The following is a 26,351-nucleotide window of genomic DNA, read 5'->3' on the forward strand; positions in this document are numbered from 1 at the left end:
CCTGCACGGTTGCTCATGGGTGGAACGTTGACTACTCGGCACACTTGATCCTGATCTTCTCGTCAGTACTGCTTCGGCGTGGAACACGAGTAAGGGAAGGCAAGGGTGTCGGGCACGCTGTTGGGTATCTGAGGGTACGGCCGTGAGGTCGCCTTCAGTTGCCGGCCCCGGTAAAAATCCGCGTGAGTGGGTTGTGACGGGTGGTTGGTCGTTGTTTGAGAACTGCACAGTGGACGCGAGCATCTGTGGCCAAGTTTTTAAGGGCGCACGGTGGATGCCTTGGCACCAGGAACCGATGAAGGACGTGGGAGGCCACGATAGGCCCCGGGGAGTCGTCAACCAGGCTTTGATCCGGGGGTGTCCGAATGGGGAAACCCGGCAGTCGTCATGGGCTGTCACCCGCTGCTGAACACATAGGCAGTGTGGAGGGAACGCGGGGAAGTGAAACATCTCAGTACCCGCAGGAAGAGAAAACAACCGTGATTCCGGGAGTAGTGGCGAGCGAAACCGGATGAGGCCAAACCGTATACGTGTGAGACCCGGCAGGGGTTGCGTGTGCGGGGTTGTGGGATCTCTCTTTTACGGTCTGCCGGCCGTGAGACGAGTCAGAAACCGTTGATGTAGGCGAAGGACATGCGAAAGGTCCGGCGTAGAGGGTAAGACCCCCGTAGTCGAAACGTCAACGGCTCGTTTGAGAGACACCCAAGTAGCACGGGGCCCGAGAAATCCCGTGTGAATCTGGCGGGACCACCCGCTAAGCCTAAATATTCCCTGGTGACCGATAGCGGATAGTACCGTGAGGGAATGGTGAAAAGTACCGCGGGAGCGGAGTGAAATAGTACCTGAAACCGTGTGCCTACAAGCCGTGGGAGCGTCGGGATGGAGCTTGCTCCATCCTCGTGACTGCGTGCCTTTTGAAGAATGAGCCTGCGAGTTTGCGGTGTGTTGCGAGGTTAACCCGGGTGGGGAAGCCGTAGCGAAAGCGAGTCCGAATAGGGCGTTTTTAGTAGCACGCTCAAGACCCGAAGCGGAGTGATCTAGCCATGGGCAGGTTGAAGCGGCTGTAAGAGGTCGTGGAGGACCGAACCCACCAGGGTTGAAAACCTGGGGGATGACCTGTGGTTAGGGGTGAAAGGCCAATCAAACTCCGTGATAGCTGGTTCTCCCCGAAATGCATTTAGGTGCAGCGTCGTGTGTTTCTTGCCGGAGGTAGAGCACTGGATAGGCGATGGGCCCTACCGGGTTACTGACCTTAGCCAAACTCCGAATGCCGGTAAGTGAGAGCGCGGCAGTGAGACTGTGGGGGATAAGCTCCATGGTCGAGAGGGAAACAGCCCAGAGCATCGACTAAGGCCCCTAAGCGTACGCTAAGTGGGAAAGGATGTGGAGTCGCACAGACAACCAGGAGGTTGGCTTAGAAGCAGCCACCCTTGAAAGAGTGCGTAATAGCTCACTGGTCTAGTGATTCCGCGCCGACAATGTAGCGGGGCTCAAGCGTACCGCCGAAGTCGTGTCATTGCAGCAATACGGCCAACGCCGGCTGTGATGGGTAGGGGAGCGTCGTGTGCCGGGTGAAGCAGCCGCGGAAGCGAGTTGTGGACGGTTCACGAGTGAGAATGCAGGCATGAGTAGCGATACAAACGTGAGAAACGTTTGCGCCGATTGACTAAGGGTTCCTGGGTCAAGCTGATCTGCCCAGGGTAAGTCGGGACCTAAGGCGAGGCCGACAGGCGTAGTCGATGGATAACCGGTTGATATTCCGGTACCCGCTGTGAAGCGTCAAACATCGAGCATCGTGATGCTAAGGCCGTGAAGCCGCCCTGATCTCTTCGGAGTTGAGGGGAGTGGTGGAGCCGCCGAACCAAGCGGTTAGTAGGTGAGTGATGGGGTGACGCAGGAAGGTAGTCCATCCCGGGCGGTGGTTGTCCCGGGGTAAGGGTGTAGGCCGGTGTGTAGGTAAATCCGCACACCTTGTGGCTGAGACCTGATGCCGAGCCGATTGTGGTGAAGTGGATGATCCTATGCTGTCGAGAAAAGCCTCTAGCGAGTTTCATGGCGGCCCGTACCCTAAACCGACTCAGGTGGTCAGGTAGAGAATACCGAGGCGTTCGGGTGAACTATGGTTAAGGAACTCGGCAAAATGCCCCCGTAACTTCGGGAGAAGGGGGGCCACACCTGGTGACGAGTTTTGCACTCTGAGCTGGGGGTGGCCGCAGAGACCAGCGAGAAGCGACTGTTTACTAAAAACACAGGTCCGTGCGAAGCCGTAAGGCGATGTATACGGACTGACGCCTGCCCGGTGCTGGAACGTTAAGGGGACCGGTTAGTCACATTTCGGTGTGGCGAAGCTGAGAACTTAAGCGCCAGTAAACGGCGGTGGTAACTATAACCATCCTAAGGTAGCGAAATTCCTTGTCGGGTAAGTTCCGACCTGCACGAATGGCGTAACGACTTCTCGACTGTCTCAACCATAGGCCCGGTGAAATTGCACTACGAGTAAAGATGCTCGTTTCGCGCAGCAGGACGGAAAGACCCCGGGACCTTTACTACAGTTTGATATTGGTGTTCGGTTCGGCTTGTGTAGGATAGCTGGGAGACTTTGAAGCTCGCACGCCAGTGTGGGTGGAGTCGTCGTTGAAATACCAGTCTGGTCGTGCTGGATGTCTAACCTGGGTCCGTGATCCGGATCAGGGACAGTGTCTGATGGGTAGTTTAACTGGGGCGGTTGCCTCCTAAAGAGTAACGGAGGCGCCCAAAGGTTCCCTCAGCCTGGTTGGCAATCAGGTGTTGAGTGTAAGTGCACAAGGGAGCTTGACTGTGAGACCGACGGGTCGAGCAGGGACGAAAGTCGGGACTAGTGATCCGGCGGTGGCTTGTGGAAGCGCCGTCGCTCAACGGATAAAAGGTACCCCGGGGATAACAGGCTGATCTTCCCCAAGAGTCCATATCGACGGGATGGTTTGGCACCTCGATGTCGGCTCGTCGCATCCTGGGGCTGGAGTCGGTCCCAAGGGTTGGGCTGTTCGCCCATTAAAGCGGTACGCGAGCTGGGTTTAGAACGTCGTGAGACAGTTCGGTCCCTATCCGCTGTGCGCGTAGGAGTCTTGAGAAGGGCTGTCCCTAGTACGAGAGGACCGGGACGGACGAACCTCTGGTGTGCCAGTTGTCCTGCCAAGGGCATGGCTGGTTGGCTACGTTCGGGAGGGATAACCGCTGAAAGCATCTAAGCGGGAAGCCTGCTTCGAGATGAGGACTCCCACCCCCTTGAGGGGTTAAGGCTCCCAGTAGACGACTGGGTTGATAGGCCGGATCTGGAAGCACCGTGAGGTGTGGAGGTGACCGGTACTAATAGGCCGAGGGCTTGTCCTCAGTTGCTCGCGTCCACTGTGTTAGTTCTGAGGCAACGACCGTTGCCGGATTTGAGTAGAACGCACAATTAAAGAGTGTGCTTGTTCGCTCGAAACCATTAGGGTTTCGGTGGTCATAGCGTAGGGGAAACGCCCGGTTACATTTCGAACCCGGAAGCTAAGCCTTACAGCGCCGATGGTACTGCAGGGGGGACCCTGTGGGAGAGTAGGACGCCGCCGAACAATCTTTGGGAAGGACCCCTGGTCCCCAGCGTTCAGCTGGGGACCAGGGGTCCTTTCGTTTTTCCAGGGCGCACCGGGTACCCGGCTGCGCGAGAATGACTTGCGGTACCGAAGACAGGAGTCACCCATGTCCACCAACTCTCCCGACGACCGACCGGAGCGCGACCAGCGCCGACGGGACAGTGGTGACCGTGGCGACCGCAGGGATCAGCGCGGGGACCGCGGTGGGTTCCGCCGAGACGACCGTCGGGGCGACGACCGTGGCGGACAGCGCGGTGGCTTCCGTCGTGACGACCGAGACCGTGGGCCGCGTCGGGACGATCGCGATCGTGGTGGCGACCGGGGTTTCCGTCGCGATGACCGGGGTGGTGACCGTCCGTCCTTCCGCCGCGACGACCGTGGTGAGCGTGGGGACCGGGGCGACCGTCCCGCGTACCGTCGCGACGACCGCGGAGAGCGTGGTGACCGCCCCGCCTTCCGTCGGGACGATCGCCGTGATGACCGTCGTGACGATCGGCGCGATGACCGCGGTGGGCAGCGCGGCGGCTTCCGTCGTGACGACCGTCGGGATGACGGCCGTGATGACCGCCGCGACGGTCGTCGCGAGGACAACCGCGGTGCCGGCTACGGGCGTCGGGACGACCGGGACCGTGGCGGCGACCGGGGCTTCCGTCGCGATGACCGGGGTGGTGACCGTCCGTCCTTCCGCCGCGACGACCGTGGTGAGCGTGGGGACCGGGGCGACCGTCCCTCGTACCGTCGCGACGACCGGGGTGACCGTCCCTCGTACCGGAGGGATGACCGCCGTGACGACCGTCGGGATGACCGTCCTGCCTTCCGGCGCGATGACCGTCGGGATGACCGTCCTGCCTTCCGGCGCGATGACCGGCGTGACGAGCGCCGTGACGACCGTCCTGCCTTCCGGCGTGACGACCGGCGCGATGACCGCCGTGACGACCGTCCTGCCTTCCGGCGTGACGACCGGCGCGATGACCGCCGTGACGACCGTCCTGCCTTCCGGCGTGACGACCGCCGTGACGACCGTGGCGATCGTGGTGGCTTCCGGCGGGACGACAACCGTGGTGAGCGCGGCGGATTCGGCCGACGCGACGACGGCCGGGGTGGTGACCGTGGTGGGTTCCGTGGGCGTGACGACCGCGGAGGCCGCGGGCCCCGTCGAGATGACCGCGGAGGGCGGCCCGGCGGCTACCGGGGCCGTGACGACCGGCAGGGCGGCGGTGGCCGTTTCCGCGACGAGCGCGACCGTGACCGGGACCGGGAGCCGATCAAGCGGCTGCCGATCCCCGAGGAGGTCACGGGCGACGAGATCGACAAGGACGTGCGGCAGGAGCTGCAGAGCCTGCCCAAGACGCTCGCGGAGGACGTCGCCAGGAACCTGGTGATGGTCGCGCGGCTGCTCGACGAGGACCCGGAGGCCGCGTACGGCTACTCCAGGGTCGCCCTGCGCCTGGCGTCCCGCGTCGCCGCCGTACGGGAGGCGGCCGGGTTCGCCGCGTACGCCAACCAGAAGTACGCCGAGGCGCTGGCGGAGTTCCGGGCCGCTCGGCGGATGACCGGTTCCGTGGAGCTGTGGCCGGTGATGGCCGACTGCGAGCGCGGGCTCGGCCGGCCGGAGAAGGCGCTGGACATGGCCGGTGCCCCCGAGGTGCACAAGCTGGACAAGGCCGGTCAGGTCGAGATGCGCCTGGTGGCGGCCGGCGCCCGGCGTGACATGGGGCAGCTGGACGCGGCCATCGTGACGCTGCAGAGCCCCGAGCTCGCCTCGAACTCCGTACAGCCGTGGACCGCGCGGCTGCGGTACGCCTACGCCGACGCGCTGCTGGCCGCAGGCCGGGAGCAGGAGGCGCGGGAGTGGTTCGCGAAGGCCGTGGAGTCGGACCGGGACGGCAGCACGGACGCCTCCGACCGGCTCGCCGAGCTGGACGGCGTGGAGTTCATGGACGCCCTGGACGAGGGTGAGTCCGAGAGCGATGGGCAGAGGCCTGCCGCCGAGGACGGCGACGAGGATTGATGGGCCGATGGCAATGGCCTGACGCCTGAGGCGAGTCGAGGGGGCGGGACCGGTTCACGGGCCCGCCCCCTCGGCGTGTCGGCAGGCCGTCTCAGGCGTCGAGTGGGCGCAGCACCAGGCCCGAGGCCGGTTTCGGGCCGAAGGAGGTCGACTTGCGGGGCATCGTGACGCCCTGTCGGGCCAGTTCGCGGACGACCTCCTCGCGGACCGGGTGCATCAGCACCGCCGTACCGCCGTCGCGCTCGGCCTTCTCCACGGTGGCCGCCGTGTCGTGGATGTAGGAGATGTGGGACGCCGAGTCGTCCGGAACGTGCCAGACGTGCGCGAGGAGCGTGGCGTGCAGGACGGTGGCGTCCAGCGTGCGCCAGGCCTCGGGCCGGTCGGTGGGGATTGTGCGGGCCAGCAGGCCGGGATCCGGCAGGTCGACGAGGTGGAAGGCGCCGTCGCCGGCGAGGAGGAAGGCGTTGCCCGAGCCGGCCGCCTTCGCCAGGGTCTCCAGTGACTCGTCCAGGGAGGTGCCGAGGCGGCGGACGCGGAAGTGTCCGGCGAGGGCGGCCACGGCTTCGTGCACCGGGACGCCGTGCAGGAGCCGGTGGATGGCGCGGACGCGGAGCGGGTAGCGGGCCGTGTCGACCAGGAGGACCAGGCCGTGGTCCCACGGGCTGGGCGAAGGGTGTTCCGCGCGGAGGGTGCGGTAGGTGGCCCAGCGGTGGTGGCCGTCGGCGATGAGGGCCTGGTGCCGGGACAGCTCGGCCCGGACGCGGGCCACGGTGTCCGGGGCGGTGACCGACCACAGGCGGTGGCAGAAGCCGTCCTCCGTGGTCGTGGAGAGGAGCGGCGGCTGCTCGGCCGTGCGTTCCACGAGGGCGGTGGTGGCCGGTGTCGCGTCGTCGCCCCGGTAGGTCAGGAGGAGGGGCTCGAGGTTCGCCCGGGTGGCCCGCATGAGTGCCGCGCGGTCGGCGACGACGTGCGGCATGACGTCCTCGTGCGGCAGGACCACCTGCTCGGACGGGTCCGACACGCGCAGGGCGCCGATGATGCCGCGCTGCAGCATGCCCTCGCGGTCGCGTTGTTCGTAGACGTACAGACCCGGTTCGGGGTCGGTGGTCAGGACGCCCTCCGCCGTCCAGCGCCGCAGGGTGCGGGCGGCCTGCTCGTTGCGCGCCTCGGGTGTGGCGGCCTGGGGCAGGATCAGCCGGACGATGTTGTACGGGTCGGCGGACTCCAGGTGCAGCAGGCCGTCGGGGCGGACCACGACGTCGTAGGGAGGAGAGGTCACGGCGGCCAGGCTGCCGACCCGGTCGGGGTCGTAGCGGAGGCCTCGGAACGGGGTGAGTTCCAGGCCCCGGCGCGCCGTTGCTTCCGGGTGACCTGCAGAGTTCATCCCGGCATCGTACGTGTGTCGGTGGCATGGGGGATGATCGGGGGAAAGGCGACGAACGAGGAGCGATGCGCAATGAGCCGGAGCGTCAGGACGAGGCCCGCGGGCAGTGGGCCGGACCTGAGTGAGGCGTACGACACGGCGCTGCTCGACCTGGACGGCGTGGTGTACGCCGGGGGGAACGCGATCGCTCACGCCGTCGACTCCCTCGCCGCGGCCCGCGACGGCGGGATGCGCCTGGCCTACGTCACCAACAACGCGCTCCGGACCCCCGACGCGGTGGCCGCGCACCTGACCGAGCTGGGCATACCGACGGGGGCCGAGGACGTCATCACGTCGGCGCAGGCGGTGGCCCGGCTGATGGCCGAGCAGCTGCCCTCGGGGGCGCGGGTGCTGGTGATCGGTGGTGAAGGGCTGCGCGTGGCGCTGCGGGAGCGCGGTCTCGAGCCCGTGGAGTCGGCCGAGGACGATCCGGCGGCCGTGGTGCAGGGGTTCGGCGGGCCGGAGCTGCCCTGGGGGCGGTTCGCCGAGGCCTGTTACGCGATCGAGCGGGGCGTGCCCTGGTACGCCTCCAACACCGACCTGACCATCCCGGGCGCCCGCGGGATCGCCCCGGGCAACGGCGCGGCGGTGGAGGTCGTGCGGATCGCGACCGGCGCCGAGCCGCAGGTCGCGGGCAAGCCCTTGCCGCCCATGCACCGCGAGACGATCCTGCGGACCGGCGCCCGGCGCCCGTTGGTGGTGGGCGACCGGCTGGACACGGACATCGAGGGGGCGTTCAACGGGGAGGTCGACTCGCTGCTCGTCCTGACCGGTGTGACCGACGGGGCGCAGCTGCTGGCGGCGGCGCCCCAGCACCGGCCGACGTACGTCGACGCCGATCTGCGCGGGCTGCTCACCGGGCAGCCGGAGGTCACCGGCGACGCGGAGGGAGGCTTCCGCTGCGGGGGCTGGACGGCGACGGCCGGCGGGGAGCGGCTGGAGCTGGACGGCGACGGCGCGGCGCTGGACGGGCTGCGCGTCCTGTGCGCGGCGGCCTGGACTGCGGGCGGGGAGCAGGGGTGCGGGCTGGACTCGGGGAAGGCGCTGGCGCGACTGGGGTTGTGAGACGGCGCACGGGGAAGGCGCCCGTTGGTGCCCGTCCGTGCCGTTCACCGGCCCGGGCGGCCCGGGACGTCCCCGGGCGGGGCCCGCGGCCCCGGGAAGGCTCGGGGATCGTGATCGATTGGCAGGGTAGGCTAACCTAACTGCGTGTTGGTCGACAGTCCCCCCGAACAGCGCGCGGAGACCGCTCCCGCGCCGCCCTCCAAGCGCCGTGTCCTGCGCGCAGCGGGGCTGCCCGTCTCCGTGGCGGCCCTGGTGCTTATCGTGTTGGTGAGCATCGCGATCGGTGCGAAGGACCTGTCCCTGGCGGAGGTCTGGCACGGCCTCTTCCACGACTCGGGCACCTACGGCGACGTCGTGGTCGGTGAACGGCTGTCCCGTACCGTCCTCGGGCTGCTGGTCGGCGCCGCCCTCGGCCTCGCGGGGGCCGTGCTCCAGGCGCTCACCCGCAACCCGCTGGCCGATCCCGGACTCCTCGGCATCAACGCGGGCGCCTCGGCGGCCGTGGTCACGGGCATCACCTTCTTCGGCGTCACCTCGCTGACCGGGTACGTCTGGTTCGCCTTCGCCGGTGCGGCGGGGGTCGGCGCGCTGGTCTGGTTCCTGGGGGGCAGCCGGGGGGCCACGCCGGTGCGGCTGGTACTGGCCGGCACCGCGATCAGCGCCGCCCTCTTCGGCTACCTCCAGGCCGTGATGATCATGGACGACGCGGCGCTGGGCCGGATGCGCTTCTGGACGGTCGGTTCGCTCGCCTCGGCGACGACCGGCACCATCCGCGAGGTACTGCCGTTCTTCGTGGTGGGCACGGTCCTCGCCCTCGCGCTCGCCCGGCCGCTCAACGCCATGGAGATGGGCGACGACACCGCCAAGGCCCTCGGCGCCAACCTGAACCGCACCCGGGCGCTGTCCATGCTCGCCGCGACCGTGCTGTGCGGCGCCGCGACCGCCGCCTGCGGGCCGATCGTCTTCGTCGGGCTGATGATCCCGCACATCGTCCGCTCCTTCACCGGACCCGACATGCGCTGGATCCTGCCGTACGCGGCGATCCTGTCCCCGGTGCTGCTGCTGGGCGCGGACGTCCTCGGCCGGATCGTCGCACGGCCCTCGGAGCTCCAGGTCGGCATCGTCACCGCCGTCCTCGGCGGGCCGGTCTTCATCTTTCTCGTACGACGGCGGAGGACGGCCCAGCTGTGAAGACCGCGAAGAACGCGAAGAACGGGAAGACCGCGAAGACCGCGAAGACCGTGAAGTACGGGAAGACCGTGAAGTACGGGGAGACCGTGAAGAGGGTTCGGGCCGTCCGCACTCCGGGCGGGCTGTCCCTTCGCCTCGACGTACGGGCCGCGGTGGTCGTCGCGCTGCTGCTGCTCCTCGCGCTCGCCGCGAGCGTGCTGCTGATCGGCACCGGTGACTTCGACATACCGGCCGTCGACGTGCTGAAGACCCTGGTCGGCCAGGGCAACGCCGGGCAGGAGTTCATCGTCAACGAGCTGCGGCTGCCGCGGGTCCTGGTCGGACTGCTGGTCGGCGCCGCGCTCGGGGTCGGCGGTGCGCTCTTCCAGGCCATCTCCCGCAACCCGCTCGGCAGTCCGGACGTCCTGGGCCTCGGGCAGGGGGCGACGGCCGGTGCGCTCATCATGATCGTCCTGTTCTCCGGCAGCTCGGCCCAGGTCACCGTCGGCGCGCTCGTCGGCGGCCTGGTGACCGGTCTCGCCATCTATCTGCTCGCCTGGAAGCGGGGCGTGCACGGATACCGGCTGGTCCTGGTCGGTATCGGGGTGTCCGCGATCGTCACGGCGGTCAACGGCTACCTGCTCACCCGCGCCGACATCGTCGACGCCTCGCGTGCCGTCGTCTGGATGACCGGGTCCCTCAACGGCCGCGACTGGGACCAGGTCTGGCCCCTGCTCGCGCTGTGCGCCGTGCTCGTGCCGCTCGTGCTCACCAACGGACGGGCGCTGCGGATGATGGAGATGGGCGACGACGTGTCGTACGCCCTCGGGGTGCGCGTCGAGCGGGTGCGGGCGCTGCTGATGGTGGCCGCCGTGCTGCTCACCGCCGCGGCCACCGCCGCCGCCGGACCGGTCAGCTTCGTGGCGCTCACCGCGCCGCAGCTCGCCCGGCGCCTGACCCGCTCGCCCGGCCCCAATCTGCTGCCGTCCCTGTGCATGGGCGCCGCTCTGCTGGTCGGCGCCGACTGGATCTCGCAGCGGGTCTTCGGCGCCGAGCAACTGCCCGTGGGCGTCGTCACCGGCGTGCTCGGCGGCGTCTACCTGCTGTGGCTGCTGGTCACCGAGCGCAAGGCGGGCCGGATATGAGCGCCGGCACCGGCCACCGCAGCGGGCCGAACAACCGAAGGAGCAACAGCAACGTGAACCGCCTGACCGCCGAGAACGTCACCCTCGCCTACGACCAGCGGGTCATCGCGGAGAAGCTGTCGGTGGAGATACCCGACAACTCCTTCACCGTGATCGTCGGCCCGAACGCGTGCGGCAAGTCCACGCTGCTGCGCGCCCTGTCACGGATGCTCAGGCCGAGCCAGGGCCGGGTGCTGCTCGACGGATCGGTCATCCAGTCGATGCCCGCCAAGCAGGTCGCCCGGACCCTCGGCCTGCTCCCGCAGTCCTCCATCGCGCCCGACGGCATCACCGTCGGCGACCTCGTCGGCCGCGGCCGCTACCCGCACCAGGGAATCCTGCGTCAGTGGTCGACCGAGGACGAGCGGGTGGTCCAGGAGTCGATGGCCCGGACCGGCATCTCGGAGCTGGCCGACCGCTACGTCGACGAACTCTCCGGCGGACAGCGCCAGCGCGTGTGGATCGCCATGGCGCTGGCCCAGCAGACCCCGCTGCTGCTCCTCGACGAGCCGACGACGTACCTGGACATCCAGCACCAGATCGACGTCCTCGACCTGTGCGCGGAACTCCACGAGGAGCAGGGGCGCACCCTCGTGGCCGTGCTGCACGACCTCAACCACGCCGCCCGCTACGCCACCCACCTCATCGCCCTGCGCGAGGGGCGGGTCATCGCCGAGGGCGCGCCGAAGGACATCGTCACCGCCGACCTGGTCGAGCGGGTCTTCGGGCTGCGCTGCCAGGTCATCGACGATCCCGAGACGGGTACGCCGCTGGTGGTGCCGGCCGCCCGCAAAGGGCGCACCAAGCAGGTGACCGAGCAGGCGAAGGCGGTCGCTACAGGAGCTTCCTGAGCCGGAGCAGGTCGCGCAGGCCCGCTTCCAGCTTCACCCGGCCCGAGCCCCAGGCCCGGGCGAAGTTCAGTTCGCCCGCCACCAGGGCCACCAGGTCGTCGCCGGTCATCGCCAGCCTGATCTCGGCCCGCTCGCGCGGCGGCCCCTCCAGGGTCTCGCGCACGTCGATGCGGCCGTCCGCCATGCGTCCGGCGAAGGTGACGTCCAGGTCGGTGATGTGGCAGCTCACCGAGCGGTCCAGCTCAGTGGCCGACCGCACGTCCCCTTCGGCGCCCCGCATGGTGTCCGAGAGCTTGTCGAGTGCGGCACGGCACTCCTCAGTCGTCGCCATCGGGACCGACCGTACCCCAGCGCCACGCTGTAGCGTCGGGGCATGAGCGACGCAGTACCCGAGCCGGAACCCCAGCGCGAGCCGGTGGCCGGTGCCGAGGCGGCGGAGCCCGGGGCGGACACCGGCCCCGGGTACGAGCCGGCCGCCCCCGCACCGCTGGACGTCCCGCGCGACCCCACGGGGAACACCGAGGTCGACGCCCGGCTGGCGCGGCTGGCCGACGCCGACCACCTCGCCACCGACGGACACGTCGAGGTGTACGAGGATGTACACCGGGGGCTGCGCGACGCGCTCACCGCGCTCGACGCCCGCCCGGGTCCTCCGGAACCTCCGGGCCGCCCGGGACCACCGGCGCCCCCGCCGCCATCACCGTACGACCGCAGGAGCTGAACCGAACGTGGCAGGAGTCGCACGCCGCCGTCTCGACGCGGAGCTGGTGCGCCGCAAGCTGGCGCGCTCGCGCGAGCACGCGAGCCAGCTGATCGCCGCCGGGCGGGTCACCGTCGGCAAGACCGTCGCGACCAAACCCGCCACGCAGGTCGAGACCGCCGCCGCGATCGTCGTGACCGCCGACGACAACGACCCCGACTACGTCTCGCGCGGCGGCCACAAGCTCGCCGGGGCCCTGGCCGCCTTCGTACCGCAGGGCCTCGTGGTCGAGGGGCGGCGGGCCCTGGACGCCGGCGCCTCCACCGGCGGCTTCACCGACGTACTGCTGCGGGCGGGCGCCGCGCACGTCGTCGCCGTGGACGTCGGATACGGACAACTCGCCTGGAGTCTCCGGCAGGATGAACGCGTCACCGTCAAGGACCGTACGAACGTACGGGAGTTGACGCCGGAAGCGATCGATGGGGAGCCCGTGGACCTTGTCGTGGGGGATCTGTCCTTCATCCCGCTCGCACTGGTGCTGCCGGCCCTGGTGCGGTGCACCCGGCCGGGCGCCGACCTGGTGATGATGGTGAAGCCGCAGTTCGAGGTGGGGAAGGAGCGGCTGGGCAGCGGGGGAGTGGTACGCAGCGCGCAGTTGCGGGCCGAGGCCGTGCGGGGAGTCGCGCGGAAGGCCTGGGAGCTGGGGCTCGGGGTGAAGGGGGTCACCGCCAGTCCGCTGCCGGGCCCCTCCGGGAACGTCGAGTACTTTCTGTGGCTGCGGGCCGGGGCCGGTGAACTGGACCCGGCCGACGTTGACCGTGCAGTGGCGGAGGGGCCGCGTTGACACAGAACCGAGTGCGTACTGTTTTCCTGCTCGCCCACACCGGGCGCCCCGCTGCCATCCGCAGCGCGGAGCTGGTGGTCAAGGGGCTGCTGCGGGCCGGGATCGGCGTACGGGTCCTGGAGGCCGAGGCGCGCGACCTGCCGCTGCCGGGCGAGGTGGAGCTGGTCGGCGAGGCCACCCCGCAGTGCCTGGACGGGTGCGAGCTGCTGATCGTGCTGGGCGGCGACGGCACGCTGCTGCGCGGCGCCGAGTTCGCCCGCGCCTCGGGCGTGCCGATGCTCGGCGTCAACCTCGGCCGGGTCGGCTTCCTCGCGGAGGCCGAGCGCGACGACCTCGACAAGGTCGTCGACCGGGTGGTGAACCGGGCCTACGAGGTCGAGGAGCGGATGACCGTCGACGTCGTCGTCCACCGCAACGGCGACATCGTGCACACCGACTGGGCGCTGAACGAGGCCGCCGTGCAGAAGGCGGGCGCCGAGAAGCTGCTGGAGGTCGTGCTGGAGATCGACGGCCGGCCGGTGACCGGGTTCGGCTGCGACGGCATCGTGCTGTCGACGCCGACCGGGTCGACGGCGTACGCCTTCTCGGCCGGGGGCCCCGTGGTGTGGCCCGAGGTGGAGGCGCTGCTGATGGTGCCGATCAGCGCCCACGCGCTGTTCGCCAAGCCGCTGGTGACCTCGCCGGACTCGGTGCTCGCGGTGGAGGTGCTGCCGCACGTCCCGCCGGGGGTGTTGTGGTGTGACGGGCGGCGGACGGTGGAGCTGCCGCCGGGGGCGCGGGTGGAGGTGCGGCGGGGGGCGGTGCCGGTGCGGCTGGCCCGGCTGCATCACGCGTCGTTCACGGACCGGCTGGTGGCGAAGTTCGCGTTGCCGGTCTCCGGGTGGCGGGGGGCGCCGCACTAGCGGTCCCGAAGGGGTGGTTCCGGTGCGTCGCGGGCTGCGGTGCGTTGTGGCTGGTCGCGCCCTTCCCCGGGCCCCCGACGGCACAACCCGGCCCGGCGTGACAGGGGCGGCCTGTGTGCGCTTTCCGGCCTCGACCTCGTATGGTCGTGTCCGTGCTTGAGGAGATGCGGATACGGTCGCTCGGAGTCATCGATGACGCCGTGGTCGAGCTGTCGCCCGGGTTCACCGCTGTCACCGGTGAGACGGGTGCCGGCAAGACCATGGTGGTCACCAGCCTGGGGTTGCTCCTGGGCGGGCGCGCCGACGCGGCGCTCGTGCGGATCGGGGCGAAGAACGCGGTCGTCGAGGGGCGCATCGCCGTGCCCGGCGACGCCGCGGTGGCCGTCCGGGCCGAGGAGGCCGGGGCCGAGCTGGACGACGGGGCGCTGCTGATCAGCCGTACCGTGTCCGCCGAGGGAAGATCGCGCGCGCACCTGGGCGGGCGGTCGGTGCCGGTGGGGATGCTCGCCGAGCTGGCCGACGAGCTGGTCGCCGTGCACGGGCAGACCGACCAGCAGGGGCTGCTGAAGCTGAACCGGCAGCGCCAGGCCCTGGACCGGTACGCGGGCGACGCGGTCGCCGGGCCGCTCGCCAAGTACGCGGAGGCCTACCGTCGGCTGCGGGCCGTCGTCCGTGAGCTGGAGGAGATCACCACGCGCGCGCGTGAGCGCGCCCAGGAGGCCGATCTGCTGCGCTACGGCCTCGACGAGATCGCCGCGGTCGAGCCGCGCGCGGGTGAGGACGTGGAGCTGGCGGAGGAGGCGGAGCGGCTGGGGCACGCCGAGGCACTCGCGTCGGCCGCCACGGTCGCCCACGCCGCCCTGGCGGGCAACCCGGAGGATCCCGAGGGCGTGGACGGCGCCACGCTCGTCGCGGGCGCGCAGCGGGCCCTGGACGCCGTACGGTCCCACGACCCGGCGCTGGCCGCGCTCGCCGAGCGGATCGGCGAGGTCGGCATCCTGCTGCGCGACGTGGCCGGGGAACTCGCCGGGTACGCCGACGACCTGGACGCCGACCCGTTGCGGCTGGCGGCGGTCGAGGAGCGCCGGGCCGCGCTCACCGCGCTGACGCGGAAGTACGGCGAGGACATCGCGGCCGTGCTGAGCTGGGCCGAGCAGAGCGCCGCGCGGCTGACCGAGCTGGACGGCGACGACGAGCGGATCGGCGAGCTGACCGCCGAGCGGGACGCGCTGCGGGCGGAGCTGGGCGGGCTCGCCCAGGCGCTGACCGACGCGCGGACCGAGGCCGCCGAGCGGTTCGCCGCCGCGGTGACCGCCGAGCTGGCGTCGCTCGCCATGCCCCACGCGCGCGTGTCCTTCGCGATCCGGCAGACCGAGGACCCGGAGGGTGTCGAGATCGGTGGGCGTACGGTCGCGTACGGGCCGTCGGGCGCGGACGAGGTGGAGCTGCTGCTGGCCCCGCACCCCGGCGCGCCGGCCCGGCCGATCGCCAAGGGCGCGTCCGGCGGTGAGCTGTCGCGCGTGATGCTGGCCGTGGAGGTCGTCTTCGCGGGCACCGATCCCGTGCCGACGTACCTGTTCGACGAGGTCGACGCCGGGGTCGGCGGCAAGGCGGCGGTGGAGATCGGGCGGCGGCTGGCGCGGCTGGCCAGGAGCGCGCAGGTCGTGGTCGTCACGCACCTGCCGCAGGTGGCCGCGTTCGCCGACCGGCAGCTACTGGTGGAGAAGACGAACGACGGCTCGGTGACCCGCTCCGGCGTGAAGGTCCTGGAGGGCGAGGAACGCGTCCGGGAACTCTCCCGGATGCTCGCCGGCCAGGAGGACTCGGAGACGGCCCGCGCCCACGCGGAGGAACTGCTGGAAACGGCCCGGGCCGACCGGTAGGGACTCCGGGGCCCGGGCCGACCGGTAGGGACTCCGGGGGCCGGGCCGACCGGTAGGGACTCCGGGGGCCGGGCGGGCGTGCTTCGGCGGTCTCCCGGACGCACGCCCCGGGTGGCCGGTGCGACGGCGTGACGTTCACTCGTACGAGTGAGGTGGTTCCGTGTCGTTGTCCCGCCGGTCGTCCGGTCGTGGCGGTCGTCGTTCCCGGAACACCCGTGCGGCCTGGCATCCTTGACGGAGCGGCGCACGGGAAACCGCCCGGCGCACCCCGTCCGCACCATCCTTCTGTACGTTCTTCGTGACCGTCCCCACGTCCTTCGTGACCGTCTCCCGCCGAACCAGGAGCCCCGGCCAGGTGACCCCTGTGAGCAGCCACTCACCGCACGGCCAGTCGCCGCTGCGCACCGTGCAGGTGCTGGGCGGTGGCAACGCCGGCAGCAGCGCGCACGTGCGCTCACTGGCCGCGGGGCTCGTCGCGCGGGGCGTGAAGGTGACGGTGTGCGCCCCCTCCGATGCGGAGTGCACCTACGACTTCACCGGCGCCGGGGCCGACCACGTGCACGTGCCGCGCAGCAGCGATCCCGTATCGGTGGCCGCGCTGCGCACGGTGTGCGCCGAGGCCGACCTGGTGCACGCGCACGGACTGCACGCCTCCTTCCGGGCCGCCCTGGCCCTCGGCGGCCGGCGCGTACGCACGCCGCTCGTCGTCACCTGGCACGACCGGGCGCACGCCGAGGGAGCCCGCGGCCAGCTGCTGCGTGTGCTGGAGCGGCGGGTCATGAAGGCCGCCACCGTCGTGCTCGGCGCCACCTCGGAGCTGGTCGACGGGGCGCGCCGGACGGGCGCCCGGGACGCCCGCCTCGGCCCCGTCGCACTCCCCGCCCGTCCGGGCCCGCCGGCCGGATCCGACGACCCCGACCCGCTGCGGCCCAAGGTCCGGGCCGAACTCGGCGCCATCGACCGGCCGTTGCTGGTGGCGGTCGGATCGCTCGAGCGGCACCGCGGGTACGACGTGCTGCTCGACGCCGCCCGCGTGTGGCGCCGCCTCGACCCGGCGCCGCTGGTCGTGGTCGCCGGGGAGGGACCGCTGCGTGGCGAGTTGCAGGGCCGGATCGAGGGCGAGGGGCTGCCGGTGGTACTCGTCGGCAGCCGCGACGACGTGCCCGACCTGCTGGCGGCGGCCGACCTCGCGCTGCTGCCGAGCCGCCGGGAGCCGGGGCGCTCCGTACTCGCCCAGGAGGCGCTCCACGCGCGCGTGCCCCTCGTCGCCGGTGCCGTCGGCGGCATCCCCGAGCTGGTCGGCGACGCCGCCGAACTCGTCCCGCCGGGCGACGCGGCGGCCCTCGCCGACGCCGTGGTCCGCCTGCTCGCCGACCCCGCGCGGCAGGACGAACTCCGTGAGCGGGGCACGCGGCAGGCGGCCACGTGGCCGACCGAGGACGAGACCGTCGCCCAGGTGCTGAGCATCTACGACGAGTTGACGCAGCCCACGCCGCTGCTCTAGGCACCCGCCTCGTCCCCGCCCCTTACGGCACGTGCCGGCGGGCGCGCAGGGCCAGGCTCAACGCCAGTACGGTCTGCGGGTCGTCGAGGTCCGTGCCCAGCAACTCCCCGATCCTGGCGAGCCGGTTGTAGAGGGTCTGCCGGTTGAGGTGGAGTTCCCGGGCCGTCTCCGCCTTGCGGCCGGCGTGGGCCAAGTACGTCTGGAGGGTGGGCAGCAGGGGCGGCTTGGAGCGGTCGTCGTGGTCCCGCAGCGGGCCGATGGCCCGGTCCACGAACGCCGCGAGGTCCGGATGGTCGCGCAGCCGCCACAGCAGCAGGTCGATGTCCAGGCGCCGCGCGTCGTACCAGGGCCGGTCGGTCAGGCCCTGCGCCGCGGTCGCCGTCTCCGCCGCGTGCCTGAGGCCCGCCGAGGCCGCCGCCCAGCCGCCGGACACCCCGACGACCACGACGGGGGGCTGCGCCCCGGGACGCCGCATCCCGGCCCGCTCCGCGCCCGCCCGCAGCGCCACCGCGACCCGGTCGGCGACCGCGGCCCGCTCCGACTCCGAGCGCAGCCCCAGCAGCAGCGGGACCCGGCCCTCCACCGGCCGCACGCCCAGCAGGACCGGCACCCCCACCGACGCCAGCTCCTCGGCGACGGCGCGGGCCAGCACCGCCCAGCCGCCGCCCGCCGGGGACAGGGCGTCGCCGAGCCGCATCACCACCGGGAGCAGCGGACCGGCGCCCGGCTTGAAGCCGAGGACGCGGGCCTGCGCGGGGGCGTCCTCGGCGGTGATCCGCCCCTCGGCGAGGTCGGTGAGGAAGTCGCCCCGCCCGCGCGCCGCCAGCTCCTCCTCCTGCCGCGCCTGCATCAGCACCACGGCGAGGATGCCCGCCGCCCGCTCCGCCGCCATCCGGTGCACCGGCGCCGGCGAGGACCGTACCGGCAGCAGGACGAGGCGGGCCCGGACCGATCCCGTGCCGGGGCCCCCGCCGGGCACGTCCACGAGGACCGAGCCCGCCGGGGGCGGCGCGTCCTTGTGCGGGTCCCGCAGCCCCTCCCAGACCTGAAGGGGGTCGGCGCCCTCGGGCCCGGCGCCGGCGGCGTACAGCAGGCGGCCGTCGGTGGTCTCCAGGAAGACGGGGTTGCCGGCGAAGTCGGCCAGGATGGCGAGGACCTGGGGCACTCCGCCGCCGCCGAGCAGCGCCTCGGTGCAGCGGCGGTGCACCTCCTCGGCCCGCTGGAGCAGCGCGTAGTGGCCGTTGACGATCTCGGTGTGGATCTCCTCGGTGACCGCCACGAACGGCACCTCGCGGTGCAGCTGCACCAGCGGCAGCCCGGCCGCGCGGGCCGTGTCGACCAGCGCCGCGGGCAGCCGGGTGAAGCGCGGGCCCAGCTCCACGACGAGCGCCGCGATGCCGCGCTCGGCCAGCGTGCGCACGAACGCCCGCTGCTCGGCGGGCCGGGTGCCGAGGCCGTACCCCGTGGTCAGCAGCAGTTCGCCGCCCTTGAGCAGCGAGGCGATGTTGGGCACCTCACCGGCGTGCACCCAGCGCACCGTGCGCTGCATGCGGTCGGCGCCCGCGAGGATCTCCGGCAGACCGCTGCGCAGCCCGGGCAGCTCCAGGGCCCGGCGCACGGTGATCCCGGCGCCCTGCGTGTCGAATCCGCTGTTCGTGCCGCTGTCCATGGGCCGGACGCTACCCGGCGCGACCCACCCGGGACATCCACCCGGGAGATCCCTCCGGGTCGTCCCCCCCGGGCATCCACCCGGCGATCCACCCGGGTCGTCCGCCCCGCCTCCCGCGGACCGGCGGGCGCCCGGTGGCCAGGGCACCCGACATGGACACCACCGGCGTGGCCGCCGCACGTGAGGACGCCGGCCCCCTCGACGGGCCCCTGCGGGTGGCGCGACGGGCGGACCGGCCGGGACACCGCGAGGTGTGGCTGGGGGAGGGGCCGACCCTGGGACGCGTTCGTGCTCGCCGCGGCCGCCGGAGCGGGCACGCGGCGGATCGCGCTCACCGCCGGGCCCGATCGGCGGCCCGGACACCGTACGGGCCCGGATGGATGCCTACGCCGAGACGGGCCCGGATGGACGCCTACGCCGAGACAGGCCCGGACGAGCCGGCCCCGGTACCGGCGACGGCGGGCGACCCGGGCGGCGAACGGACCCTGACGGCGCCGGCCCCCTGAACGGATCGCGGTCACCGGCCACCGGCGGCACCGGGCCCCCGGCACCGGGGGCCCGGTGCCACCGGTCAGCCGCCGTAGGCGCCGCTCGCCGTCAGCCTGAGGGCCGTGTCGATCAGGGGCACGTGACTGAAGGCCTGCGGGAAGTTGCCCACCTGGCGCTGCAGGCGGGGGTCCCACTCCTCGGCGAGAAGACCGAGGTCGTTGCGCAGGGAGAGGAGCTTCTCGAAGAGTTTGCGCGCCTCGTCGACCCGGCCGATCATCGCCAGGTCGTCCGCCATCCAGAACGAGCAGGCGAGGAAGGCGCCCTCGTCGCCCGGCAGACCGTCGACGCCCTCGGCCTCGCCGTCCGTCGGGTAGCGCAGGATGAAGCCGTCCGAGGTGGACAGCTCGCGCTGGATGGCCTCGATGGTGCCGATGACCCGCTTGTCGTCCGGCGGCAGGAAGCCCATCTGCGGAATCAGCAGCAGGGAGGCGTCCAGCGCCTGCGAGCCGTAGGACTGCGTGAACGTGTTGCGTTCCTTGTCGTAGCCCTTCTCGCACACGTCCCGGTGGATGTCGTCGCGCAACTGCTTCCAGCGCTCCAGCGGGCCGTCCGCGTCGCCGGACTCGATCAGCTTGATGGTGCGGTCGACGGCGACCCAGGCCATCACCTTGGAGTGCACGAAGTGGCGGCGCGGGCCGCGCACCTCCCAGATGCCCTCGTCCGGCTCGTTCCAGTGGTCCTCCAGGTAGCGGATCAGCTTGAGCTGGAGCACCGAGGCGTAGTCGTTGCGGGCCAGGCCCGTCATGTGGCCCAGGTGCAGGGCCTCGGTCACCTCGCCGTAGACGTCCAGCTGGAGCTGGTGGGCCGCGCCGTTGCCGACCCGGACCGGGCCGGAGCCCTCGTAGCCCGGCAGCCAGTCCAGCTCCGCCTCGCCCAGTTCCCGCTCGCCGGCGATGCCGTACATGATCTGCAGGTTCTCGGGGTCGCCCGCGACCGCGCGCAGCAGCCACTCGCGCCAGGCGCGGGCCTCCTCGCGGTAGCCGGTGCGCAGCAGCGAGGACAGCGTGATCGCGGCGTCGCGCAGCCAGGTGTAGCGGTAGTCCCAGTTGCGGACGCCGCCGATGTCCTCCGGCAGGGAGGTGGTGGGCGCGGCGACGATGCCCCCGGTGGGGGCGTACGTCAGGGCCTTCAGCGTGATCAGGGAGCGGACCACGGCCTCCCGGTAGGGACCGTGGTACGTGCAGTGCTCGACCCAGTCGCGCCAGAAGTCCTCGGTGGCCACCAGCGACTGCTCCGGCTCCGGCAGCGCCGGCGGCTCCTTGTGCGAGGGCTCCCACGAGATCGTGAACGCCACCCGGTCACCCGGCGCCACCGTGAAGTCCGCGTACGTGGTCAGCGCCTTGCCATAGGTCTCCGCCTCCGTGTCGAACCACACGGAGTCCGGACCCGCGACGGCCACCGTGCGGCCCTCGTGCTTGTGGACCCAGGGGACCACCCGGCCGTAGCTGAACCGCATCCGCAGCTCCGAGCGCATCGGCACCCGGCCGGAGACGCCCTCCACGATCCGGATCAGCTGCGGCGCGCCGTCGCGCGGCGGCATGAAATCGGTCACCCGGACGGTGCCGCGCGGGGTGTCCCACTCGGACTCCAGGATCAGCGAGTCGCCGCGGTAGGTCCGCCGGGCCGACGTGGGCGGTTCCGCGCCGGGGGCGTAGGCGGGTCCGAGCCGCCAGAAGCCGTGTTCCCCGGTGCCCAGCAGGCCGGCGAAGATGGCATGCGAGTCGAAGCGGGGCAGGCACAGCCAGTCGACTGTGCCGTCCCGGCAGACCAGGGCAGCGGTCTGCATGTCTCCGATGAGTGCGTAGTCTTCGATGCGCCCGGCCACGTGCAACTCCAGTCGAACGGCCACGTCACCCCGCATGGGGGCGGTCGCTAGTGCGGTCAGCGGTCAAGGGTGGGGTCAGGGGTGTGTGTCAGGGAAAGTGTGTCGAGGATGTCTGTCCTGTGTGCCATGCCTCGTTGAGCGATGAAGCAAAGCAGCCGTCCGGCCGTGCAGCCAAACGCGGTGCCCCGAACGACAATTGTTGCTCAACGAACTGACGAGCTCTCGTTGTTCCGGCGCTGACGGGCGAGGGGTGGTGCCGTGTCGCCGGGCGGGCTCGGCAGCGAACGTCCGAGCAGGATACGACGCACGTAGATGATCTGTGTGCCGCTCCGGGCAACCCGGGTCCGCCGAACGGGTGACCACCGCGTGAGGAAACGGTGACCGTCCCACCTGCGTGTCCGGGCGTGCGCGGAGGGTGGCCGGAAGCCATCGCCCCGAGGCGCTGATACGCTGGTAGCCCGTGGACCGGTGGGAGAAAAACCCCGGAACCGCAGCGACGGCGCCGCCGACGACACCCGGGACGACCGGGGCGGAGGACGAGCGCACCGCACCCCAGACCGCGACCACGGGAGCCCCCTCTTGGCCATGCCGCCCAAATCCTCGACGACCAAGCACATCTTCGTCACCGGGGGTGTCGCCTCCTCGCTCGGCAAGGGGCTCACCGCCTCCAGCCTCGGCATGCTGCTCAAGGCCAGGGGCCTGCGCGTCGTGATGCAGAAGCTCGACCCGTACCTGAACGTCGACCCCGGCACGATGAACCCCTTCCAGCACGGTGAGGTCTTCGTCACCAACGACGGCGCCGAGACCGACCTGGACATCGGCCACTACGAGCGCTTCCTCGACCGCGACCTCGACGGCTCGGCCAACGTCACCACCGGCCAGGTGTACTCCACGGTGATCGCCAAGGAGCGGCGCGGCGAGTACCTGGGCGACACCGTCCAGGTCATCCCGCACATCACCAACGAGATCAAGCACCGCATCCGCCGCATGGCGACGGACGAGGTCGACGTCGTGATCACCGAGGTCGGCGGCACCGTCGGCGACATCGAGTCGCTGCCGTTCCTGGAGACCGTCCGCCAGGTCCGGCACGAGGTCGGCCGCGACAACGTGTTCGTCGTGCACATCTCGCTCCTGCCCTACATCGGCCCCTCGGGCGAGCTGAAGACCAAGCCCACCCAGCACAGCGTCGCCGCCCTGCGCAACATCGGCATCCAGCCGGACGCGATCGTCCTGCGCTGCGACCGCGAGGTCCCGACCGCGATCAAGCGCAAGATCTCCCTGATGTGCGACGTCGACGAGGCGGCCGTGGTGGCCTGCCCCGACGCCCGCTCCATCTACGACATTCCGAAGGTCATCCACACCGAGGGCCTGGACGCCTACGTCGTCCGCAGGATGGATCTGCCGTTCCGCGACGTGGACTGGACCACCTGGGACGACCTGCTCGACCGGGTCCACAACCCCGAGCACGAGATCGTCATGGCCCTGGTCGGCAAGTACATCGACCTGCCCGACGCCTACCTCTCGGTCACCGAGGCGCTGCGCGCGGGCGGCTTCGCCAACAAGGCGCGGGTGAAGATCAAGTGGGTCACGTCCGACGACTGCAAGACCCCGGCCGGCGCCAGGGCCCAGCTCGGCGACGTCGACGCGATCTGCATCCCGGGCGGCTTCGGCGAGCGCGGTGTGACCGGCAAGGTGGGCGCGATTCAGTACGCCCGTGAGAACGGGATCCCGCTGCTCGGCCTCTGCCTCGGCCTGCAGTGCATCGTCGTCGAGGCCGCGCGCAACCTGGCCGGTGTCGCGGACGCCAACTCCACCGAGTTCGACCCCGCCACCGCCCACCCGGTCGTCTCCACCATGGCCGAGCAGCTGGACATCGTGGCCGGCGAGGGCGACATGGGCGGCACCATGCGGCTCGGTATGTACCCGGCGAAGCTGGCCGAGGGCTCCATCGTGCGCGAGGTCTACGACGGCAAGGAGTACGTCGAGGAGCGGCACCGCCACCGCTACGAGGTGAACAACGCCTACCGCGCGGAGCTGGAGAAGAAGGCCGGCATCGTCTTCTCGGGCACCTCCCCGGACGGCAAGCTCGTCGAGTACGTCGAGTACCCGCGCGACGTCCACCCCTACCTGGTCGCCACGCAGGCGCACCCGGAGCTGCGCTCGCGCCCGACCCGCCCGCACCCGCTCTTCGCCGGGCTGGTCAAGGCCGCGGTCGAGCGGAAGACGTCGAAGTAACACACCAGTTGTACGGTGGCCGGGGCGCGCGCACTCGAACGGCGCGGGCCCCGGCTTTCGCGTACGTCTGGAAGGGCAGGTCAGGCAATGACGGGCAGCACGATCAAGGACACTCCCGAGGAGTGGGAGATCCGGGGCAGCCAGACCCCCTTCCGGGGCAAGAAGACCTCGGTCCGCACGGACGACGTGGTCATGCCCGACGGCTCCGTGGTGACCCGCGACTACCAGGTCCACCCCGGCTCGGTGGCCGTCCTCGCCCTGGACGGGGAGGGCCGGGTGCTGGTCATCCGGCAGTACCGGCACCCGGTGCGCGAGAAGCTGTGGGAGATCCCGGCCGGCCTGCTCGACGTCCCCGGCGAGAACCCGCTGCACGCCGCCCAGCGCGAGCTGTACGAGGAGGCGCACGTCAAGGCCGAGGACTGGCGGGTGCTGACCGACGTCTACACCACCCCCGGCGGCTGCGACGAGGCCGTACGGATCTTCCTCGCCCGGGACCTGTCCGAGGCCGCCGGGGAGCGCTTCGAGGTCGAGGACGAAGAGGCCGACATGGAGCTGGCGCGAGTGCCCGTCGCCGACCTGGTCCGGGGGGTGCTCGCGGGAGAGCTGCACAACAACTGCCTGGTCGTGGGCGTGCTCGCGCTGGTCGCGGCGGAGCGGGGCGACGGGCTCGACGCGCTCCGTCCGGCCCTGGCGCCGTGGCCGGCCCGCCCGTTCGAGGCCTGAGGACGTCCTGGCAACTCTCACCGGGCCGGTGTGACCATCGGCTGATCCGATCGGGGGATGTGCCCGCCGCGCTCCACCGGGAACGTCGCAGAGCGTGAACTAGGCTCTCAAACGCCCGAACCGGGCTTCCGGCGGGCACCGGCGTGCGGTGGGATCGGGAGTGTGGCCCGTGACGGATCAGGCGGTGGACACGGACGGCGTACGACTGTCCCAGGACCCTGACGCGGAGAGCGGGTTCCTGGGCCGCACCCGGGAGCTGAAGGAGCTGCGCGCCGACATCGAGCGCGCCGGCCTCGACACCCTCTCCGGCCGCAAGGCCCCTCGCGCGCGCGTGCTGCTCATCGCAGGCCGTCCCGGCTCGGGCCGCACCGCGCTCGCCGAGGAGCTGGCCGCGCGGGTCGCGCACGACTACCCCGACGGCGTGCTGCGGGCCCGGCTGAGCGAGCCGGACGGCACCCGCGTCCCCGTCGAACGCCTCGCCCGGGAACTGCTCACCGCACTGGAGCGCACCGCGCCGCCCGGGGCCGACGAGGACGACCTCACCGAGGCTCTGCGCACCGCGCTCGCCGACCGCAGGGCGCTGCTCCTGCTCGACGCGGTCGCCGACGCCGAGCAGGTCGACGCGCTGCTGCCGGACACCCCGGACTGCCTGGCCGTCGCCGTGGCCGAGGGCCCGCTGACCGGCATCGCGGACGTCCGCCCGTGCACGCTGGGCGGCCTGGACACCAAGTCGGCCGTGGAACTGCTCTCCCGCCACACCGGCTCGGTCCGCATCACCGTCGACCCCCGGGCCGCCGAACAGCTGGTCGAGCTGTGCCAGGCCCAGCCCGCCGCGCTGACCCTGGCCGGCGGCTGGCTCGCGGCCCGGCCCCAGGCGGCCGTCGCGGACCTCGCCAAGCACGTGCACGCGGAGAGCGACGAGACGGGCGCGCTCGGCCGTGTCTTCGGCCTCGTCTACGCCTCCCTGCCCGGCACCGCCGCCCGCATGCTCAGGCTGCTCTCCCTCGCCCCGGCGGGCCTGGTCGACCCGCACACCGCCTCCGCGCTCGCCGGCTGCTCGGTGAGCGGCGCCCGCACCACCCTGGACGACTTCGTCGCCCACGGCCTGCTGCGCGCCGTCGACTCGGCGCTGCCCGAGTACGAGGTCCCCGGATGCCTGCACGGCCGGCTCGGCGCCCTGGCCCGCAAGCACGACCGGCCCGCCGAGCTGCAGCTGGCCCGCGCCCGCATGCTGGAGCGGACGGTGCGGCTGCTCCAGTCCTGCCGGGCGGTCACCGAGACCGACAGCCCGCAGGCCCGGGAAAAGCTCCTCGCCACGCCCCGCGACCTGCGCTTCCCGCACCCGAGGGCCGCCGCCGACTGGCTGCGCGCCCGGCGCCCCGCCCTGCTGGCGGCGGCCCGCCTCGCGGTCGCCGACGGCGAGCTGGACACCCTCGCCCGCAGGCTCATGTCCCAGCTGGTGCGGGCCATGGTCGCCCACTTCGGCACCCGGGCCGCGGCCCCCGACCTGTACGGGATCCACCGGCTCGTCCTCGACGTGGCCGAGCGCCGCGAACTGCCCCGGGAGAGGGCGGCGGCCCTGCTGAACCTGGCCGACCTGGACGCCCGCACCGGCCGTACCGCCGAGGCACTGGTGCGCTACCGGGCCGCGCTGGACGCCGGACGGGAGGCGAAGGACCCGTACGCGACCGGCCGCGCGCTGGAATCCGTCGGCGGCGCCCATCTGGAGCTGGGGGACTACGACCGGGCCGCCGACTGGTTCGGCCGGGCCCTCGCCGAGCGCCTCGCCCGGGACGAGCGCGCCGACGCCGCCCGGGTCTACGGCCGTCTCGCCACCGCCCACACCTACGCCGGACGCTACGGCGAGGCGGTACGGGCCTGGCGCGCGGCCGTCTCCGGACACCGCAAGGCCGGCGACGTGGCCGCGCACGCGCGGGCGCTGGCCGAGCTGGCCCGCGTCCAGGAGTACGCCGGGCGGCCCGAGGAGTCGCTGCGCACCTGCCGGGAGGCCGTCGACTGGGCCCGCCGGGCCGAGGACGTACGGCTCCAGGCCGCGCTGCACCTGCGGCTCGCCGACACGCTCGACCGGCTCGGCGACCCCACCGCGGCGGGCCTGGAGCGGAGCGCGGCCGAACGGATGTTGAGGGAAGATCCTGCGGACGCCTGCGAAATCCGCAGCACAGTGTCTGAAGATTAGTGCTT

The 26,351-nt window shown here is 71.5% G+C and carries 18 protein-coding genes and 2 rRNA genes; 16 read left to right on the forward strand and 4 right to left on the reverse strand.

The annotated features are described in order from the left end of the window. The first annotated feature begins 247 nt into the window (after positions 1–247). The 4 genes from R2E43_RS29435 to R2E43_RS29450 all read left to right on the forward strand — a co-directional run bounded on the left by R2E43_RS29435 (position 248) and on the right by R2E43_RS29450 (position 5,622). Positions 248–3,369, forward strand: a 23S ribosomal RNA gene (locus R2E43_RS29435). Between the two features lie 104 nt (positions 3,370–3,473). Then, a 5S ribosomal RNA gene (gene rrf, locus R2E43_RS29440) occupies positions 3,474–3,590 on the forward strand. A gap of 95 nt (positions 3,591–3,685) precedes the next feature. Then, entirely contained in the window at positions 3,686–4,993 is a 1,308-nt protein-coding gene (locus R2E43_RS29445) for a hypothetical protein (RefSeq protein ID WP_106518681.1), read from the forward strand. Then, entirely contained in the window at positions 4,885–5,622 is a 738-nt protein-coding gene (locus R2E43_RS29450) for a tetratricopeptide repeat protein (protein ID WP_003977032.1), read from the forward strand. Before R2E43_RS29445 ends, R2E43_RS29450 begins: the two co-directional genes overlap by 109 nt. A 91-nt stretch (positions 5,623–5,713) precedes the next feature. Here R2E43_RS29450 and R2E43_RS29455 read toward each other — a convergent pair whose 3' ends face one another. Next, entirely contained in the window at positions 5,714–7,006 is a 1,293-nt protein-coding gene (locus R2E43_RS29455) for a DUF1015 domain-containing protein (protein WP_193485876.1), read from the reverse strand. A gap of 72 nt (positions 7,007–7,078) precedes the next feature. Between R2E43_RS29455 and R2E43_RS29460 the strand changes: the two genes are divergently transcribed. The 4 genes from R2E43_RS29460 to R2E43_RS29475 all read left to right on the forward strand — a co-directional run bounded on the left by R2E43_RS29460 (position 7,079) and on the right by R2E43_RS29475 (position 11,315). Then, positions 7,079–8,110 carry an HAD hydrolase-like protein gene (locus R2E43_RS29460; RefSeq protein ID WP_136208922.1) on the forward strand — a complete coding sequence of 344 codons (1,032 nt, stop codon included), beginning with the start codon at positions 7,079–7,081 and terminating at the stop codon, positions 8,108–8,110. Between the two features lie 144 nt (positions 8,111–8,254). Continuing rightward, positions 8,255–9,301, forward strand: a complete 1,047-nt coding sequence (locus tag R2E43_RS29465) for a FecCD family ABC transporter permease (protein WP_332056711.1) — start codon at positions 8,255–8,257, stop codon at positions 9,299–9,301. Between the two features lie 86 nt (positions 9,302–9,387). Next, on the forward strand, positions 9,388–10,425 hold the full coding sequence (locus R2E43_RS29470) for a FecCD family ABC transporter permease (RefSeq protein ID WP_030868181.1): 1,038 nt from the start codon (positions 9,388–9,390) through the stop codon (positions 10,423–10,425). Continuing rightward, positions 10,422–11,315 (forward strand): ABC transporter ATP-binding protein, encoded by an 894-nt coding sequence (locus R2E43_RS29475; protein ID WP_332056712.1) that lies wholly within the window; start codon positions 10,422–10,424, stop codon positions 11,313–11,315. The genes R2E43_RS29470 and R2E43_RS29475 overlap by 4 nt, the downstream gene beginning before the upstream one ends. On the opposite strand, the gene R2E43_RS29480 is transcribed toward R2E43_RS29475, so the two are convergent. Next, entirely contained in the window at positions 11,299–11,646 is a 348-nt protein-coding gene (locus R2E43_RS29480) for a hypothetical protein (RefSeq protein WP_003977038.1), read from the reverse strand. The two genes, R2E43_RS29475 and R2E43_RS29480, sit on opposite strands and share 17 nt — an antisense overlap. 42 nt (positions 11,647–11,688) lie before the next feature. On the opposite strand from R2E43_RS29480, the gene R2E43_RS29485 reads away from it, so the two are divergent. The 5 genes from R2E43_RS29485 to R2E43_RS29505 all read left to right on the forward strand — a co-directional run bounded on the left by R2E43_RS29485 (position 11,689) and on the right by R2E43_RS29505 (position 17,148). Then, a complete protein-coding gene (locus R2E43_RS29485; protein ID WP_003977039.1) occupies positions 11,689–12,036 on the forward strand; it encodes a hypothetical protein in 348 nt (115 codons plus the stop codon). A gap of 7 nt (positions 12,037–12,043) precedes the next feature. Then, complete coding sequence (locus tag R2E43_RS29490) at positions 12,044–12,859, forward strand: hemolysin (RefSeq protein ID WP_003977040.1); 816 nt, start codon at positions 12,044–12,046, stop codon at positions 12,857–12,859. Further along, positions 12,856–13,761 (forward strand): NAD kinase, encoded by a 906-nt coding sequence (locus R2E43_RS29495; RefSeq protein ID WP_011027973.1) that lies wholly within the window; start codon positions 12,856–12,858, stop codon positions 13,759–13,761. The genes R2E43_RS29490 and R2E43_RS29495 overlap by 4 nt, the downstream gene beginning before the upstream one ends. Positions 13,762–13,901: 140 nt before the next feature. Continuing rightward, positions 13,902–15,644 carry a DNA repair protein RecN gene (recN, locus tag R2E43_RS29500; protein ID WP_016325905.1) on the forward strand — a complete coding sequence of 581 codons (1,743 nt, stop codon included), beginning with the start codon at positions 13,902–13,904 and terminating at the stop codon, positions 15,642–15,644. Between the two features lie 355 nt (positions 15,645–15,999). Continuing rightward, the gene (locus R2E43_RS29505) at positions 16,000–17,148 is read left to right on the forward strand and encodes a glycosyltransferase family 4 protein (protein WP_037666770.1); all 1,149 of its coding nucleotides are present in this window, start codon (positions 16,000–16,002) and stop codon (positions 17,146–17,148) included. Between the two features lie 22 nt (positions 17,149–17,170). On the opposite strand, the gene R2E43_RS29510 is transcribed toward R2E43_RS29505, so the two are convergent. Both R2E43_RS29510 and R2E43_RS29515 read right to left on the reverse strand, forming a co-directional pair. Next, positions 17,171–18,817 carry a PucR family transcriptional regulator gene (locus tag R2E43_RS29510; RefSeq protein WP_210984739.1) on the reverse strand — a complete coding sequence of 549 codons (1,647 nt, stop codon included), beginning with the start codon at positions 18,815–18,817 and terminating at the stop codon, positions 17,171–17,173. Positions 18,818–19,388: 571 nt separating this feature from the next. Continuing rightward, complete coding sequence (locus R2E43_RS29515; RefSeq protein WP_016325899.1) at positions 19,389–21,191, reverse strand: glycoside hydrolase family 15 protein; 1,803 nt, start codon at positions 21,189–21,191, stop codon at positions 19,389–19,391. A 585-nt stretch (positions 21,192–21,776) separates the two neighbouring features. Here R2E43_RS29515 and R2E43_RS29520 point away from each other — a divergent pair. The 3 genes from R2E43_RS29520 to R2E43_RS29530 all read left to right on the forward strand — a co-directional run bounded on the left by R2E43_RS29520 (position 21,777) and on the right by R2E43_RS29530 (position 26,346). Then, the gene (locus tag R2E43_RS29520; RefSeq protein WP_030868164.1) at positions 21,777–23,426 is read left to right on the forward strand and encodes a CTP synthase; all 1,650 of its coding nucleotides are present in this window, start codon (positions 21,777–21,779) and stop codon (positions 23,424–23,426) included. Between the two features lie 87 nt (positions 23,427–23,513). Further along, positions 23,514–24,149, forward strand: coding sequence for an NUDIX domain-containing protein (locus R2E43_RS29525; RefSeq protein ID WP_003977050.1), 636 nt, complete (start codon positions 23,514–23,516; stop codon positions 24,147–24,149). 169 nt (positions 24,150–24,318) lie between these two features. Continuing rightward, on the forward strand, positions 24,319–26,346 hold the full coding sequence (locus tag R2E43_RS29530; protein ID WP_030868162.1) for a tetratricopeptide repeat protein: 2,028 nt from the start codon (positions 24,319–24,321) through the stop codon (positions 26,344–26,346). Positions 26,347–26,351: the final 5 nt, after the last annotated feature.

The organism is Streptomyces violaceoruber (assembly GCF_033406955.1).
GTDB lineage: Bacteria > Actinomycetota > Actinomycetes > Streptomycetales > Streptomycetaceae > Streptomyces > Streptomyces violaceoruber.

Excerpts from the sequence above, each read along its gene's own strand:
- R2E43_RS29445 (WP_106518681.1), top strand. The coding sequence starts at position 3,686 with ATGACTTGCGGTACCGAAGACAGGAGTCACCCATGTCCACCAACTCTC.
- R2E43_RS29510 (WP_210984739.1), bottom strand. The coding sequence starts at position 18,817 with ATGGACAGCGGCACGAACAGCGGATTCGACACGCAGGGCGCCGGGATC.
- R2E43_RS29455 (WP_193485876.1), bottom strand. The coding sequence starts at position 7,006 with ATGAACTCTGCAGGTCACCCGGAAGCAACGGCGCGCCGGGGCCTGGAA.
- R2E43_RS29520 (WP_030868164.1), top strand. The coding sequence starts at position 21,777 with ATGCCGCCCAAATCCTCGACGACCAAGCACATCTTCGTCACCGGGGGT.
- R2E43_RS29480 (WP_003977038.1), bottom strand. The coding sequence starts at position 11,646 with ATGGCGACGACTGAGGAGTGCCGTGCCGCACTCGACAAGCTCTCGGAC.
- R2E43_RS29475 (WP_332056712.1), top strand. The coding sequence starts at position 10,422 with ATGAGCGCCGGCACCGGCCACCGCAGCGGGCCGAACAACCGAAGGAGC.
- recN (WP_016325905.1), top strand. The coding sequence starts at position 13,902 with ATGGTCGTGTCCGTGCTTGAGGAGATGCGGATACGGTCGCTCGGAGTC.
- R2E43_RS29460 (WP_136208922.1), top strand. The coding sequence starts at position 7,079 with ATGAGCCGGAGCGTCAGGACGAGGCCCGCGGGCAGTGGGCCGGACCTG.
- R2E43_RS29525 (WP_003977050.1), top strand. The coding sequence starts at position 23,514 with ATGACGGGCAGCACGATCAAGGACACTCCCGAGGAGTGGGAGATCCGG.
- R2E43_RS29485 (WP_003977039.1), top strand. The coding sequence starts at position 11,689 with ATGAGCGACGCAGTACCCGAGCCGGAACCCCAGCGCGAGCCGGTGGCC.